The following is a 14,907-nucleotide window of genomic DNA, read 5'->3' as shown; positions in this document are numbered from 1 at the left end:
CGCAGCGGAAGAAGGAGAAGTATGACCACGATCAGCGTCATGTACCCCGTCATGCCCACCGACATCGGAGACGTGCTGCCGTACGCACGCGTCGCCGAGACCACCTCGGCACGCCGACTGTGGCTCGGGCAGTCCTTCGGCATCGAGACCCATGCCGTCTTCGCGGCGCTCACCGGCATGGGCCTCGACCTCGGTTACGGCACCGCCGTGACGCTCATGCCCCTGCGCCACCCGTTGACCGCCGCGGTCAACGCCCGTTCGATCGCCGCCCTGTCGGGCCATCCCTACGTCGCCGGGATCGGGCCCGGCGCCGCCGCGTTCCAGAAACGCGCCAATGGCCACGCCTACGAGAAGCCCGTCACCGCCGCCCGGCACTACCTCCGCATGCTGCGCACCCTCGCCGACGGCAAGGAAGCCACGGACGACGACGGGCCGTGGCCCACCGAGGGACTCCAACTGCCCCCGCTGGACGCGCCGCCCGTCGAAATCGGCCTGGGGGTGCTGCGCGAGCCGATGGCCCGGCTCGCCGGCGAGGGCGCCGACCGGGCCATCACCTGGCTGACCCCGCTCGACTACCTCCGCGAGCGGCTCGCCCCCGCCATGCAGGAGTCCGCCCGGAAGACCGGCCGGAACACCCCGCGGATCGTGAGCGTCGTCCACTGCGCCGTCGCACGCCCACGGCGCGACCTGCAGCAAGTGGCCCTCAAGGCAGTAGGAGCACACCTTCGGTCACCGCACTACAGCAACATGCTCAACCAGGCCGGCATCCCCGTGGACCCCGCCGATCCGTCCACCGCGGCGCAGATGATCGTCAAGCACAATCTGTACGCCACCGGCACCCCCGACGAGATCGCCGACACCATCGCCTCCTACCACCGGGCCGGGGTCGACGAGGTCGCCCTCAACGTCTGCGGCGTCCACCTGCACGAAGGACGCGGCGCTGCCCTGCGCGACCTCACCGCCATCACCACCGCCCTCGGCCGCCGGAGCGCCCAGTGACCCTCCACGCCCCGCAGCCCGCCGCGCCGGAGTTCCACGCCAAGCGCCTGCTCCACCTGGTCACCGGCGGAATCCAGGCCATGATGCTGCCCACCTGGCTCACCTGGTTCCGCTCCCACTACCCCGAAACGGAGGTGCACACCGTCCTCACCCACTCCGGCCGGCGCTTCGTGGGCACCACCGCCGTCGCCGTCACGGGCGGCGGCAAGCTGCCCACCATCGACACCTGGCCGGAAGAGCCGGACCGGTCCCTGCACGTCGAACTCGCCGCCTGGCCCGACGCCGTACTCGTCCACCCGGCCACCATGCACTTCGTCGCGCGCCTGTCGCTCGGACTGGCCGACACCCCCGCCCTGCTCGCCCTGCAGTGCACCCGGGCCCCCATCGTGGTCTGCCCCTCGCTCCCCCCGGGCGGGCACCTCAACCCCGCCTACCAGCGGCACGTCCTCGAACTGTCCGAACGCGACAACCTCACGGTCCTCCCGCCCGTCCGCGGGACCAGCGTCTCCACCGGAGAAGAAGGCATCGGCACGGCCGCCTATCTGCCGCACGCCCTCAGCGCTCTGGAGGACCTGCGCTCCTGGAAGGAGAGTGCCGCGGCATGAGCGTACTGACCGGCCCCGAACTGATCGACACCTTCGCCAGCGGACTCCAGGTCACCCGCATCACCCGGCAGGCCGACGGCCGGATCCACTGGCAGCGCACGCCCGGCGTCAACCACAGGACCCCCTACCCCGCGGTGCCGCCCGGCTTCGCCGAGCAGGCCGCGAACGCCTCCGACGACCGCGTGTGCTTCGCGACGCCCTTCGACGCGGGGCCGCACCACACCAGCTGGCACACCACCGGGAGCACCACAGCGGCCCGGGCACTGCTCAGTGACACCGTTCCCGTCCGGCAGCTGCTGGACGTCTGCAGTGCCCTCGGGTCCCGGCTCACGGTCCTGCACGGCCGGCGCGCCGCGGAGCCACCGGCCGCCGGCCCGCAGCCCGTCGGCCCGGTCCCGCCCTGGCTGGACAGGCTCAACACCTGGCTGGAGAGCGGGCGCGGCCCGCGCGCCAGCGCCGGCTTCCACTACCGGCTGCGCAGCCAACTCGGCCCCTCCCGCTGGGACAGCCTCCGCGACTGCTCGCGAGAGCTGCTCCGGCCCCAGGAACCGGCCGCCACGCTCCACGGATGGCTCACGCTGGGCAGCGTCGTCCTGCCCGACCCGCCAGGGCGCGGCCGGCCGAGCACCGTCCTGTCCGGCGCCGAAGCGACCGTAGGGCGCCCCGAGGTGGACCTGGCCTGTGTGATCGGCGAACTCGAGGAGTTCCGCATCACGGCCGACCGCCTCGGCACCGACGCCACGGTGCAGCGCTCCCTGGCCGCCGCCTTCCTCACCCACTACGGCGACGGATGGGACCGCGACGCCGTGGCCGCCGGCGCCCTCGCCCGGATCGCCTCCCACGCGCACGACTTCGCCTCGTACGTCGGTTGGCACGCCAGCCTCCACGATTACGTCCCGATGCTGGCCGACCTCCTCGACGGCGCAGGAAGCACCGTACTTTCCGACCTGTGACCGGCGGACACACCACCGGACCACCCGACGCATCACCACAGGGGGCTGCCGTGGCACCACAACCCGTCATACCGGCAGAGGAAAAGGCACGCCTCGTCCTGGACCTGCTCGCCAAACGCACCACACTGTCCCAGGCCGCACAGCACATCGGCGTCTCCCCGCAGGCGGTCGCGAACTGGCGGCGCCAGTTCGTCACCGCCGGCCAGGACGGACTACGACCCGTCGCCCGCCGCACCGAGGACTCGCGCCGCGAGCGTCAGCTCCTCAGTGAGATCGCGCTCCTCAAGGCCGCACTCGGCGAAGCACACCTCGCCCTGCGCAGTCACCGCATCCGGGACCTCGACCGCCGGGCCACAGCGCCCCGGGCCCACTTGAGAACTCCCGACCTCTAGACCCCAGCCGCACCCACCAGAGAGGTGCTCCACGTGAAGCAGAAGCAGTCCACTCCCGCAACGGGCCGGCCGTCCGCCGGCCGCATCCGGATACGTCGTGAACTTGCCACCGCACCCGCCCCGCTGGCATTCGCCCTGCTCCTTGCGGTGGCCGCGACCGGAGCCGCACTCGCGGTGCCCCTGCTGGTCCGCGAGGTCATCACCGACGTCACCCTGGGCGAGTCCATCACCACCGCCATCGTCTGGATGTGCGCCGCCGCCGTCGGCGGCGCACTGACCCAGGCCTGCGCCGGGTTCCTCATCGCCCGCGTCGGCGAGCAGATGATCTACCGGCTGCGCAACCGCATCATGGCCCACACCCTGCGGCTGCCCCTGGCCACCGTCCGCGCGCAGGGAACCGGCCATCTCACGGCCCGTGTCACCTCGGACGCGCTGCAGCTGCGCCAGGTCGTCGATGTCGGGACTCAGGTGCCCATCGCCGGGCTCACGGTGCTCCTGACCCTCGTCGTGATGATCTGGGTCGACTGGCTGCTCACCCTCGTCACCGTCCTCGCACTCGCCATCGTGACCGTGACCCTCACGACCCTGCTCCGGCGGCTGCGGACGAACGTCATGAGCCAGCAGAACGCCATCGGCCGGATCGCCCAGCGCTTCACCGCCCACCTTGACGCGCTCACCACCATCAAGACCTACCGCGCCGAACCGCTCGTCTCCCGGGCCCTCGACAGCGACGCGGGCGACCTGCGCGACGAATCGCTCACCGGAGCGCGGCTGCAGGCCGTCATCCCGGCCATCACCCAGCTCGGGAACCAGTTCGCGATCATCGCCGTGATCTTCACGGGGGCCGCACGCATCCACTCCGGCGACCTCAGTGTGGCGGACTTCGCCGCGTTCTTCCTCTACCTCCTGCAGACCATTCCCTCCGCCACCACGCTGACCAGCAGTCTCGGCCGTATCCAGGCCGGCCTGGCGGCGCGCGACCGCTGCAACGAACTCCTCGACATCCCCGGCGAGGCCGCGACGTCCCACGCCGTCGATGCTCCCCTGCCCGCGCCGAAGGCACCGTCCGTCGCGTTCAGCGACGTCTCCTTCACGCACCCCGGAGCGAGCTCCCCCGCACTCCGCGGCCTCTCCCTCACCGCGCCTGCCACCGGCCTCACGGCCATCGTCGGGCCCTCGGGCGCCGGAAAGAGCACCGTTCTCTCCCTCATCGGCCGCTTCATGCACCCCGACCGCGGTGACATCCGCGTCCTGGGCCATGACGCCGCCGCCTGGCCGCTCGACGAGCTCCGCTCCCACATCGCCTTCGTCGACCAGAAGTTCACCCTCCTGGAGGCGACCGTCCGCGAGAACCTCCAGCTGGGCAGGGCCACGGCGGCCACGGACCGAGAGCTCCACGATGCCCTGAAGGCCGTCGACCTCAGCGCGGACATCGCGGCACTCCCCCAGGGACTCGACACCCTCCTGGGGCGGGAAACGGACCTGTCCGGTGGCCAGCGCCAGCGCATGGCCCTTGCCCGTGCGCTCCTCTCCGACGCGGACATCGTCCTGCTCGACGAACCCACCAGCCAGCTCGACGGCATCAACGAACAGCGCTTCCGGACAGTCGTGGACGAGCTCGCGAAGAACCGCTCCGTCATCGTCGTCGCCCACCGGCTCTCCACCGTCCACCACGCGCACCACGTGGTCCTGATGGAGTCCGGCGGCGTCGTCGACTCCGGCGATCACGACACGCTCATGCGCCGGTGCTCCGCCTACCGAGAGCTCGTCGCGACCCAGACCCTCCGGGCCGGCGCCGATCTCACCACCGTCGCGTAGCCGCCCTACCCCCTCCTCCGCGCCGTCATCAGCCCCGTGTACACCAGCAGCGACGTCAGCAGGCCCACCGCCCAGCCGTAGTCCGCCAAGGGCCGCAGGAAGGGGATCAGGCCGTCGGCGGGGAACGGGCCCTTGCCCGGGTGGGAGTAGGAGCCGCCGACCGCGAGGAGGCCGCCGAGGGCGAAGGCCGCCAGGGCGCGCCGGTTCCAGCCGGCCCGGTACCAGTACGGGCCGTCCGGGCGGTAGAGGCCCGCGAGGTCGAGGACGGTGCGGCGGACGAGCCAGTAGTCGGCGATGAGGATGCCGGCGACCGTGCCGAGGAGGCCGCCGACCACGCCGAGCCAGGTGAAGATGTACAGCTCGGGCGTGGCGGTGAGCTTCCAGGGGAGGACCAGCACGCCGACGATGCCGGTGATCAGCGCGCCGCCGCGGAAGGTGAGGAAGCGCGGGGCGAGGTTGGCCAGGTCGTACGCCGGGGAGACGACGTTGGCCGCGATGTTGACGCTGATCGTGGCGATCAGGACCGTGACCAGCGCGAAGAGCAGGCCGAAGACGTTGTCGGCCTTGCCCGCGAGGGCCACCGGGTCCCAGATCGGCGCGCCGTACACCGCCTGGGAGCCGGAGGTGACCAGGACGGAGAGCAGTGCGAAGGCCGTCATGGTGGTGGGCAGGCCGAGCGTCTGGCCCCAGACCTGGGCGCGCTGCCCGGCACCGAAGCGGGTGAAGTCGGGGATGTTGAGCGAGAGGGTGGCCCAGAAGCCGATCATGCCCATCAGGGACGGGAAGAAGACCGGCCAGAAGTCGGCGCCCCAGCCCAGCTTGCTCGGCTGGTCCAGCAGCGGGCCGAGGCCGCCCGCCTTCGCCGCGATCCAGGCGAGCAGTGCGACAGCGCCGACCAGGACGAAGGGCGCGGCCCAGTTCTCGAAGCGGCGCAGGGTCTCCATGCCCCGCGCGATGATGGCCAGTTCGAGGGCCCAGAAGACGGCGAAGCAGAGCCAGAGGGTCCAGGGGTAGCCGGCGACGGGCGCGGCCTTCGCCCAGCCGCCGCCGAAGATCTTGCCGAGCAGGATGTAGATGCCCTGGCCGCCGATCCAGGTCTGGATGCCGAACCAGCAGCAGGCCACGGCGGCCCGTACGAGGGCGGGGAGGTTGGCCCCGCGCAGCCCGAAGGAGGCGCGGGCCAGGACCGGGAAGGGGATGCCGTACTTCGGGCCCGCGTGCCCGGTGAGCAGCATGGGTGCCAGCACGATGACGTTGGCGAGGGCGATGGTGAACACGGCCTGGCGCCAGTCCATGCCGAGCGCGACCAGGCCGGAGGCCAGCGTCCAGGAGGGGATGTTGTGGGCCATGCCGACCCAGAGGGCCGCGAAGTTGTACGTGGTCCAGTGCCGGTCGGCGGCGGGCACGGGGCGCAGGTCGGCGTTGCTGAACCGGCCGTCGGGTATCGCGCCCGGCGGGAGTTCGACGCGGCCGTCCGCGCCGGGCTGCCCGCCGTCGCGGCTGCCCGGCGCCGCCGCGGCGCTTTTCACCCCGCCGCCAGGGCCGGGATGACGTGGGTGCCGTACGTGTCGATCGTGGCTTCTTTGTTGTCGTGCATGGCGTAGACGGCGAACTGGTCGACGCCCAGGGCGCGGAGGGTGCGGAGCTTTTCGATGTGGGCCTCGGGCGGGCCGAGGACGCAGAAGCGGTCGACGATCTCGTCGGGGACGAAGGCGGTGTCGGGGTTGCCGGCCCGGCCGTGGTGCGCGTAGTCGTACTTCTCGCGGGTCTTGATGTACGCGGTCAGCTCCTCCGGGACCATGCCGGAGTGCTCGCCGTAGCGGCTCACCAGGTCGGCGACGTGGTTGCCGACCATGCCGCCGAACCAGCGGCACTGCTCGCGGGCGTGTGCCAGGTCCTCGCCGATGTACGCGGGCGCCGCCACGCAGATCGTCAGCGCGTCCGGGTCGCGCCCGGCCTCGGCGGCCGCGTTCCGTACCGCCTTGACCATCCACTCGGTGAGGAAGGGGTCGGCGAGCTGGAGGATGAAGCCGTCGGCGAGCCGGCCCGCCATGGCCAGCGCCTTGGGGCCGTACGCCGCCATCCAGACCGGGAGTTTGCCGTCCCGGACCCACGGCAGCCGCAGCGGCCTGCCCTCCACCGTCGCCTCGCGGCCCTCGGCGAGGTCGCGGATGACGGTGATGGCCTCGCCGAGGCGGGCCAGGGTGTTGGGGCGGCGCCCGGCCACCCGCATCGCGGAGTCGCCGCGGCCGATGCCGCAGACGGTGCGGTTGCCGTACATCTCGTTGAGCGTGGCGAAGGTGGAGGCGGTGACCTCCCAGGTGCGGGTGGCGGGGTTGGTCACCATCGGGCCGACGATCAGCCGCTCGGTGTGTTCCAGCACCCGGCTGTGGATGACGAACGGCTCCTGCCACAGCACGGCCGAGTCGAACGTCCAGCCGTAGCGGAAGCCCTGCCGCTCAGCGCGGCGCATGAGCCCGACCACGGCGGAGCCGGGCGGGTCGGTCTGCAGGACGACTCCGAAGTCCATCTCTTCCACTCCCTGTGTAGAGCCGGTGATGACTGAAGCCCCGGAGTGAGCCCGGCCGGGGGCTCAGGAGAGGTACTGGCAGGTGGCCCGCGGGGTGTACTGGCCGTGGCCCGCGTGCCCGGTGAACTCCCGCCGGTCGATGACGAGTTCACCGCGGGAGAGGACAGTCTCCACCTGTCCCGTGACCCGTCGCCCCTCGTACGCGGAGTAGTCCACGTTCATGTGGTGGGTTTCGGCCGACATGACCTGCTCGGCGTGCGGGTCGTAGATGACGACGTCCGCGTCGGAGCCGGGCGCGATCGTGCCCTTCTTCGGATAGAGCCCGAACATCCGCGCGGGCGTGGCGCAGGCGATCTCGATCCAGCGGCGGCGGCCGATGTGGCCGTCCAGGACGGCCTGGTGGAGCAGGTCCATGCGGTTCTCGACGCCCGGCATGCCGTTCGGGATCTTGGAGAAGTCGCCGCGGCCCAGCTCCTTCTGGCCGCGGAAGCAGAAGGGGCAGTGGTCGGTGGAGACGACCTGGAGGTCGTTGGTGCGCAGGCCCCGCCAGAGGGCCGCCTGGTGCTCGCGCGGCCGCAGCGGCGTGCTGCAGACGTACTTCGCGCCCTCGAAGTCCGGCTCGGCGAGGTTGTCGGTGGAGAGGAACAGGTACTGCGGGCAGGTCTCGCCGAAGACGGGGAGGCCCTTGTCGCGGGCCTGGGTCAGTTCGGCGACGGCCTCCTCGGCGGAGACGTGGACGACGTAGAGGGGCGCGCCGGCGACCCGGGCGAGCTGGATCGTCCGGTGCGTGGCCTCGGCCTCCAGCAGCGCGCGCCGCACCTCGCCGTGGTACCGCGGATCGGTCCGGCCCTCGGCCAGCGCCTGCTCGATGAGCACGTCGATGGCGATGCCGTTCTCCGCGTGCATCATGACCAGGCCGCCGTTGCCGGCGGACTGCTGCATCGCGCGCAGGATCTGCCCGTCGTCGCTGTAGAACACCCCCGGGTAGGCCGTGAACAGCTTGAAGGAGGTGACCCCCTCGGACACCAGGTGGTCCATCTCCTTGAGGGTGTGCTCGTTCACGTCGGCGAGGATCATGTGGAAGGCGTAGTCGATGGCGCACTGCGCGTCGGACTTGGCGTGCCACTGGTCCAGGCCCTCGCGCAGCGACTTCCCGCGGGTCTGCACGGCGAAGTCGATGATGGTGGTGGTGCCGCCCCAGGCAGCGGCCCGGGTGCCGGTCTCGAAGGTGTCGGAGGAGGCGGTCCCGCCGAACGGGAAGTCCATGTGCGTATGGGCGTCCACGCCGCCCGGGATCACGTACTTCCCGGTGGCGTCGATGACCCGGTCGGCGGATCCGGTCCAGCCGAGCGCCCCCTCCTGCCCGTGTGCGGCGAGGGCGGCCACGCGGCCGCCCTCGATCAGGACATCGGCATGGATCTCGTCTGCGGCGGTGATGACCAGCCCGCCGCGGATGACCGTACGACTCACAGTCCTGTCCCCTTCCGCCACTGCACCCGGCACCGGCCGGAACGGGAGGAGGGCCCACGCGCATCGTCACCCGGGCACCGACCACCCCTGCCGTCCCTGACACCGCGTCACGCGTCACGGCCGTATCTACACACGTAGAGTGCGACCGGATTCACAGACGGTAGAAGCATGACACCCGACCGGGCAATACCGCGGTCGCCGACCCGCCGGAACGGGCGCACGACCACACCCCCGCCGTCACCCGGAGTGGCCATTGAACACGTATGGTCACCTTCTCCGTCTCGGAGTGCATATGGGGCGGTATGCCGGGAAGATGGACCGTAACCGTGAGGCGCGAGGAGGCGGCATGGACAAGCAATCCCGGCCCGAGCCCGACGATCTGCGCACCCCGGACCGCAGTCTGCACAGCGGTCCGGCGGCGGACGTGAGCCCGGAGGACCTCGTGATGGCGACCGGGCGTGATGTCACGCCCAAGAATCTGGAATGGGCGCGCCGCAAGCTGGCCGACGAGGGGCGCGCGGCCGTGGAGAAGATCCTGCCCTGAGGACGGAGGACGCGGGAGGGCCTGCCGGTGGCCGCCGGCAGGCCCTCCGCGCGTCGGTGGGACACCCCCAGGAGTCAGCTCACGGGCGCCGGCCGCGGGACCCGGAGGGACGAGGTGCCGATGCCGGTGGGGACCGGCGGGCGCCACGCGGCGGTCCCGGCGGGCCGGGGCCGCTGTGCCTCGGGCGCGTGGTGGCGGATGAGGTCGGCCTCCGTGTAGCGGCGGCAGTCGTAGTGCCACCGGAGGATGCCGGACATCCAGTCGCCCAGCTCGGTGATGTACGTGGCGAGGTCCCGCCGCGCCTCGGCCGGGAGCCCGAAGTCGTCGTAGAGCACGGGCAGTTCGTTCGCCACGATGTGCTCGAACTGCTCCAGGCGGCTGTTCATGAGGTCGTCGACGATGCGCAGCGCGGTCGGGTAGTCGACGTCGAAGAAGTTCTGGACGACGAGGATCGCGTTGTGCACCTCGCCCTCGTACTCGATCTCCTTCTGGTACGAGAAGACGTCGTTGATCAGGCAGGCGTAGTCCATGACGGCGTTCTCCATCGCCCGCCACGGCCCGCTCTCGTAGATCTCGTCGGGCACGGTGTTGCCGTGGCCGAGGCGGGACAGGGTCAGCGTCATCTCGGAGCCGAAGGTGCGCCGCCGCATCTCGATGTAGTCGACCGGGTCGGGGATGCGGTTCTGGAGCATGTTGTCCAGCTCCCAGAGCCAGCTCCTGGTCATCGCGCGCACCGCGTCCCGGAAGCGGCGGCGGCCGGCCTCGCCCATCGGGCCCGCGGTGCGCTGCCAGAGGTCGGCCAGGCCGCGCTCCAGTGCGTGCGTGGTGGGCGGCGGGGCGCTGAGGTCCAGCGGCATGCAGGCCGCCAGCCGCTCGTCCATGGCCCTGGCCCCGGCCAGGTCGCCCCGGCGGCCGAACACCACGGGGTAGTAGTCGTCGCCGTACGTGCCCCAGGCGAGCCAGGCCGAGCTGAGGTCCAGCTCCTCCTGGGTGGCGTCCGGGTCCAGGCCCGCGGCACACAGCGGCAGGTCGTAGTCGATGATCTTCTCCTCGGTCCAGACGCCGGAACCGGGGATGCCGGGCTGCTCCTCCAGAATGCCCATCCGGTGGGCCCACTCGACGACGGTGCGCCGGGCGGTGTCCAGGTGCGGGCAGAGCGTGGCGGGCAGCGGCTGTCTGAAGTCGGGCAGCCGGGACGGGCCGACCTTCTGGAACGGCACGTGCGTGAAGGTGCGGGCCCGTGCCGCCTCGGCGCGTGCCGTGGTCGGCGCACCCTGCGTGACGTTCAGCGCGGACAGGCCCAGGCTGCCCAGCGGGAGCGAGAAGAAGCGGGGCGGCCCGGCCGGTGCGCCGTCCTCCCCCGCGCCGTTCATGTACCGGCTGGAGACCATGTGCCACTCCTGGCCGCCGGACTGCCAGTCCTGCAGTCCCTTGACGTACGCCAGGACCCTGGCCCGCTCCTCCGGACCGAGGGCGTGCTCGGCGAAGAGCGGCTCCAGCTCGGTGAGCGCGGTGTGCTCGAACTGCTGGAGACGGGAGGTCAGCAGGTCGTTGACGGCCTCGGCGGCCTCCTGGGTCGAGCAGTCCAGGAACCGCTCCAGGACCAGGATGCCGTTGCTCAGCTCGCCCTCGTCCTCGACCTCGCGCTGGTAGGAGAAGATGTCGTTGCGCAGGTGCACCGCGTCGGAGAAGGCGTCGCGCAGCACCCGCAGCGGCCGGGAAGCGGCGACCCGGTGGGGGATCTCGGCCCCGGCGGCGTACTCGACCAGCCCGGCCGACCAGGGGGCGCCGCCGACCTTGCGGCGCATCTCGATGTACTCGACCGGGTTCGCCACCCGGTGCGCGTTGATGTTGGACAGCTCCCAGAGCGATTCGTTGAGCAGGTTGACCGTGCTCTCGGCGAAGCGCTCGCGCCACTTCACGGACATCGCGGGGACCGTGCGGGTCCACAGGTCGGCGAGGCCGGCCTCCACGGGGTTGGTGGGCTCCGGCATGCCGTCGGCGAGGTCCATCGGCATGAAGGCGGGCAGCCGGTCGAGGTACGCCTTGCCGCCCGCGCGGTCGCCGGAGCGCTTGAAGGTCTCCAGGAAGTGGTCGTCGAAGAAGAAGACCCAGACGTACCAGTCGGTGACGAGGGCCAGCTCGTCGGCGCCGCAGTCGGGGTGGGTGTAGGCGCACAGCAGTGCGTAGTCGTGCGCGTCGAGGTCCCGCTGCTCCCAGATGCCGGACCCTTCGAGCATGTTCATCCCGCGGGCCCATTGCCTGCTGTGCGTGCGGGCCGCCTCGAGGTGCGGGTTCAGGCGCGCCGGATACGGCGTGTAGAAGTCCGGCAGTTGGAAGGGCTGTGTCACGGTCCCCGGCCTTTCTCGACTGTGCCGGGGAGCAGGCATGACGGGCACCCTTGCGGATGCCCGTCGCCCCCCGGCGTGCTCCCGGGAACTACCCGTGTGGCGACCCGAAAAGCGGGATACCGGAGGAGTCACCCGTACGAGTGATCGAGAGGGGGGTCGTGCCTGCCCGTTCTCAGCGGACGTTGATCGCGGCCCAGGCCGCGTTCACCGCGTTGTACTCGGCACTTCCGGAGCCGTACAGGTCGCTGGCCGCCGACAGCGTGGCGGTGCGGGCCGCCGCGTAGTTGGTCGTGGAGGTCATGTACGTGCTGAGCGCGCGGTACCAGATCTTCTCGACCTTGGCGCGGCCGATCCCGGTGACGGCCTTGCCGTCGTAGGTCGGGCTGTTGTAGCTCACGCCGTTGATGGTCTTGGCGCCGCTGCCCTCGGAGAGCAGGTAGTACCAGTGGTTGGCCGGGCCCGAGGAGTAGTGGACGTCGAGCCGGCCCAGGTCCTTGGACCAGTAGTCGCGCGAGGCGCCGTCCTTGCTGGGCTTGTCCATGTACCGCAGCGGGGAGCCGTCGCCGTTGATGTCGATCTTCTCGCCGATGAGGTAGTCGCCGGGGTCCTTGCTGTTGTTGGCGTACCACTCGACGGAGGTGCCGAACATGTCGGAGGTGGCCTCGTTGAGGCCGCCGGACTCGCCGCTGTAGCGCAGCCCCGCGGTGTTGGAGGTGACGCCGTGGCTCATCTCGTGCGCCGCCACGTCCAGGGAGGTGAGCGGGTTGGCGTTGTTCGCGCCGTCGCCGTAGGTCATGCAGAAGCAGCTGTCGGACCAGAAGGCGTTGACGTAGGAGTTGCCGTAGTGGACCCGGGAGTACGAGGCGACGCCGTCGTTCTTGATGCCGGTGCGGCCCAGCACGTTCTTGTAGAAGTCCCAGGTGGTGGCGGCGCCGTAGTGGGCGTCGACGGCGGCGGACTGACGGCCGCCGCCCCAGACGTCGTCGGCGTCGTTGAAGAGCGTGCCGGTGCCGGAGGTGCCCTGGTTCAGGTCGTACGTGCGGTGGCCGCCGCGGCCGCCGTCCTTGAGGTCGAAGGTCGAGCCGTTGGGCGTGGTGCCCAGGGTGACCGTGCCGTTGTAGTCGCCGGTGCCGGTGCCGGTCTCGATGCGCTCGTCGGCGAAGAGCTGCTTGCCGGTGGCGGCGTCGGTGACGACGTGCAGCTCGCTCGGGGTGCCGTCCTTCTGGACGCCCTTGACCACGGTCTCGTAGGCGAGGACCGGCTTGCCGGTGGCCGCCCAGATCACCTTGCGCGGCGCCTTCTCCGCGTCGGCCTTGGTGTTGTGCTGCGCCGCCGACGCCTTCAGCGCGGTCTTCTCGGCGCTGGCGGCGGGCAGTTCGGCAGCGGTGGTCGGCACGGCTATGCGGGCCGCGGTCGCCTTGGTGACCTTGCGGGCGCCGTCCTTCTTCTGGTGCACGACGAGGTCGCCGCCGAGGACCGGCAGGCCGTCGTAGGTCCGCTCGTAGCGGGTGTGCACGGTGCCGTCGGCGTCCTTGATGACGTCGCGGGCGACCAGCTTCTCCTTGCCGCCGAGGCCGATGGCGCGCGCGGTGGCCGCCGCGCCGGACTGGGCGTCCTGGATGGCGGCCGCACGCTGGCCGGCGGACAGGGCGACGGCCCCGTCGGCCTGGCCCGGCTGCGCGCCGGCCGGCGCGCTCTGCACGCCGAGCACGACGGTGGCGGCCGACGCGACCAGGGCCGCGGTGCGCAGGGCGTAGGTGCGTCTGGGGGAAGTGCCTCTCACTCGGTCTCCTTGGTACGGGGCCGCGGGTGACGGCCCGTCGAGGGGGGAGCGGCGGCCAGGGGTCGTGGCCGCCGTCGTACGCGTGGTACGGAGCGGTGCGGGTGGTGCCGAGGCGGAGCAGGATTCCGCCTCCGAACAGGCGGAACCAGACCCTCCCGTTGTGAAGCGGCGGTTGGGCCGGAGAGAGCGTGCCACTTCCGGACCCGTTTCGAACAGATCAGCAACGTAAATTTGACCGCCCGTTATCCGTACAGCGAACTCCGCACGACGGTCACCGGCGGCGCAGCCGCTCCCCCGTCGGCGAGCCCGGATGCGCCGCCAGGTCCCGCGGCCGGCCGCTGAACAGCACCTCGCCGCCCCGCCTGCCGCCCTCGGGGCCCAGGTCGATCACCCAGTCCGCGTGCCGGACGACGGCCATGTCGTGCTCGATCACCAGCACGGTGTTCCCCGCGTCGACCAGCCGGTCCAGCAGCGCCAGCAGCCCGTCCACGTCGGTCATGTGCAGTCCGGTCGTCGGCTCGTCCAGCACGTACGTCCCGCCGGCGTCGTGCAGGTGCGTGGCGAGCTGGAGGCGCTGCCGCTCGCCGCCCGAGAGCGAGGAGACCGGCCGGCCGAGCGTCAGGTAGCCGAGCCCCACATCGGCCAGCGCGGTCAGCGGGCCCCGCATGACCGGGTCGTCGGCCACGAACTCCCGTGCCTCCCCGGCCGTCATGTCCAGCACGTCGGCGATCGACCTGCCGCGCACGGTCAGCGCCAGCACGTCGTCGTGGAAGCACCGCCCGCGGCACGTCTCGCAGGTCCGGGTCACCGGGTCCATGAACGCCAGGTCGGTACGGATCTCGCCGCGCCCGCCGCAGGTCCCGCACGCCCCGGCGGAGTTGAAGCTGAAGAGGCCGGGGGCCACGCCGTGCGTGCGCGCGAAGAGCCTGCGCAGCGGGTCCATGACGCCCAGGTACGTGGCCGGGGTGGAGCGCGCCGAGGCGCCGATGGGCCCCTGGCCGATCACCACCGTGTCCGGGTAGCGGGCCGGGAACGCCTCGGCGGCCAGGGTGCTCTTGCCCGAGCCGGCCACCCCGGTGACGGCCGTCAGCACGCCGGCGGGCACGGTGACCGAGACGTTCCGCAGGTTGTGCAGCGTCACGTCCGTCAGGGGCAGCTGTCCGGCGGGCTCGCGGACCACGGCCTTGAAGTCCGGGGTACGGCGCAGCCCGCGGCCGGTCGGGGTGCCGGCGGCGCGCAGCCCCTCGACCGTGCCCTGGTGGACCACCCGGCCGCCGTCCGTGCCGGCGCCGGGCCCCATGTCGACGACGTGGTCCGCGACGGCGATGACGTCCGGGTCGTGCTCGACCACCAGGACCGTGTTGCCCTGGTCCCGCAGCCGTAGCAGGAGCGCGGTGAGCCGGGCCACGTCCCTCGGGTGCAGCCCGGTGCTCGGCTCGTCGAAGACGTACGTCATGCCGGT

At 71.6% G+C, this 14,907-nt stretch carries 11 protein-coding genes and 1 pseudogene; 6 read left to right on the top strand and 6 right to left on the bottom strand.

Going from position 1 to position 14,907, the window contains the following annotated elements; translation table 11 throughout:
* Positions 1–21: 21 nt before the first annotated feature.
* The 5 genes from C3486_RS21225 to C3486_RS21210 are packed head-to-tail and all read left to right on the top strand — an operon-like array spanning position 22 to position 4,767.
* The gene (locus C3486_RS21225) at positions 22–999 is read left to right on the top strand and encodes an LLM class flavin-dependent oxidoreductase (RefSeq protein WP_103834328.1); all 978 of its coding nucleotides are present in this window, start codon (positions 22–24) and stop codon (positions 997–999) included.
* The gene (locus C3486_RS21220) at positions 996–1,604 is read left to right on the top strand and encodes a flavoprotein (protein ID WP_103834327.1); all 609 of its coding nucleotides are present in this window, start codon (positions 996–998) and stop codon (positions 1,602–1,604) included. Before C3486_RS21225 ends, C3486_RS21220 begins: the two co-directional genes overlap by 4 nt.
* On the top strand, positions 1,601–2,557 hold the full coding sequence (locus C3486_RS37375; RefSeq protein ID WP_181138634.1) for a hypothetical protein: 957 nt from the start codon (positions 1,601–1,603) through the stop codon (positions 2,555–2,557). Before C3486_RS21220 ends, C3486_RS37375 begins: the two co-directional genes overlap by 4 nt.
* Before the next feature lie 50 nt (positions 2,558–2,607).
* Entirely contained in the window at positions 2,608–2,949 is a 342-nt protein-coding gene (locus tag C3486_RS37370; protein ID WP_181138633.1) for a helix-turn-helix domain-containing protein, read from the top strand.
* 33 nt (positions 2,950–2,982) lie between these two features.
* Complete coding sequence (locus C3486_RS21210) at positions 2,983–4,767, top strand: ABC transporter ATP-binding protein (RefSeq protein ID WP_258052908.1); 1,785 nt, start codon at positions 2,983–2,985, stop codon at positions 4,765–4,767.
* Positions 4,768–4,772: 5 nt separating this feature from the next.
* Here the strand turns inward: C3486_RS21210 and C3486_RS21205 are convergent, their stop codons facing one another.
* The 3 genes from C3486_RS21205 to hydA form a co-directional block, all read right to left on the bottom strand.
* Complete coding sequence (locus tag C3486_RS21205; RefSeq protein ID WP_103834325.1) at positions 4,773–6,296, bottom strand: NCS1 family nucleobase:cation symporter-1; 1,524 nt, start codon at positions 6,294–6,296, stop codon at positions 4,773–4,775.
* On the bottom strand, positions 6,293–7,297 hold the full coding sequence (locus tag C3486_RS21200; protein WP_103834324.1) for a TIGR03842 family LLM class F420-dependent oxidoreductase: 1,005 nt from the start codon (positions 7,295–7,297) through the stop codon (positions 6,293–6,295). Before C3486_RS21200 ends, C3486_RS21205 begins: the two co-directional genes overlap by 4 nt.
* 63 nt (positions 7,298–7,360) lie before the next feature.
* On the bottom strand, positions 7,361–8,767 hold the full coding sequence (gene hydA, locus C3486_RS21195) for a dihydropyrimidinase (protein WP_103834323.1): 1,407 nt from the start codon (positions 8,765–8,767) through the stop codon (positions 7,361–7,363).
* Positions 8,768–9,113: 346 nt separating this feature from the next.
* On the opposite strand from hydA, the gene C3486_RS21190 reads away from it, so the two are divergent.
* Positions 9,114–9,311, top strand: a complete 198-nt coding sequence (locus tag C3486_RS21190; protein ID WP_103834322.1) for a hypothetical protein — start codon at positions 9,114–9,116, stop codon at positions 9,309–9,311.
* A gap of 74 nt (positions 9,312–9,385) precedes the next feature.
* Here the strand turns inward: C3486_RS21190 and C3486_RS21185 are convergent, their stop codons facing one another.
* The 3 genes and pseudogenes from C3486_RS21185 to C3486_RS21175 all read right to left on the bottom strand — a co-directional run.
* Positions 9,386–11,662, bottom strand: a complete 2,277-nt coding sequence (locus C3486_RS21185) for a terpene synthase family protein (protein WP_103834321.1) — start codon at positions 11,660–11,662, stop codon at positions 9,386–9,388.
* A gap of 172 nt (positions 11,663–11,834) precedes the next feature.
* Positions 11,835–13,445, bottom strand: coding sequence for a M4 family metallopeptidase (locus C3486_RS21180; RefSeq protein ID WP_103834320.1), 1,611 nt, complete (start codon positions 13,443–13,445; stop codon positions 11,835–11,837).
* A gap of 271 nt (positions 13,446–13,716) precedes the next feature.
* A pseudogene (locus C3486_RS21175) lies at positions 13,717–14,907 on the bottom strand (ATP-binding cassette domain-containing protein); the annotation flags it as partial.

The organism is Streptomyces sp. Ru73 (genome assembly GCF_002920575.1).
In the GTDB taxonomy this organism is placed as follows: domain Bacteria; phylum Actinomycetota; class Actinomycetes; order Streptomycetales; family Streptomycetaceae; genus Streptomyces.
Note: the sequence above shows the minus strand (reverse complement) of the source record. Positions and strands in the feature narration are given on the sequence as shown.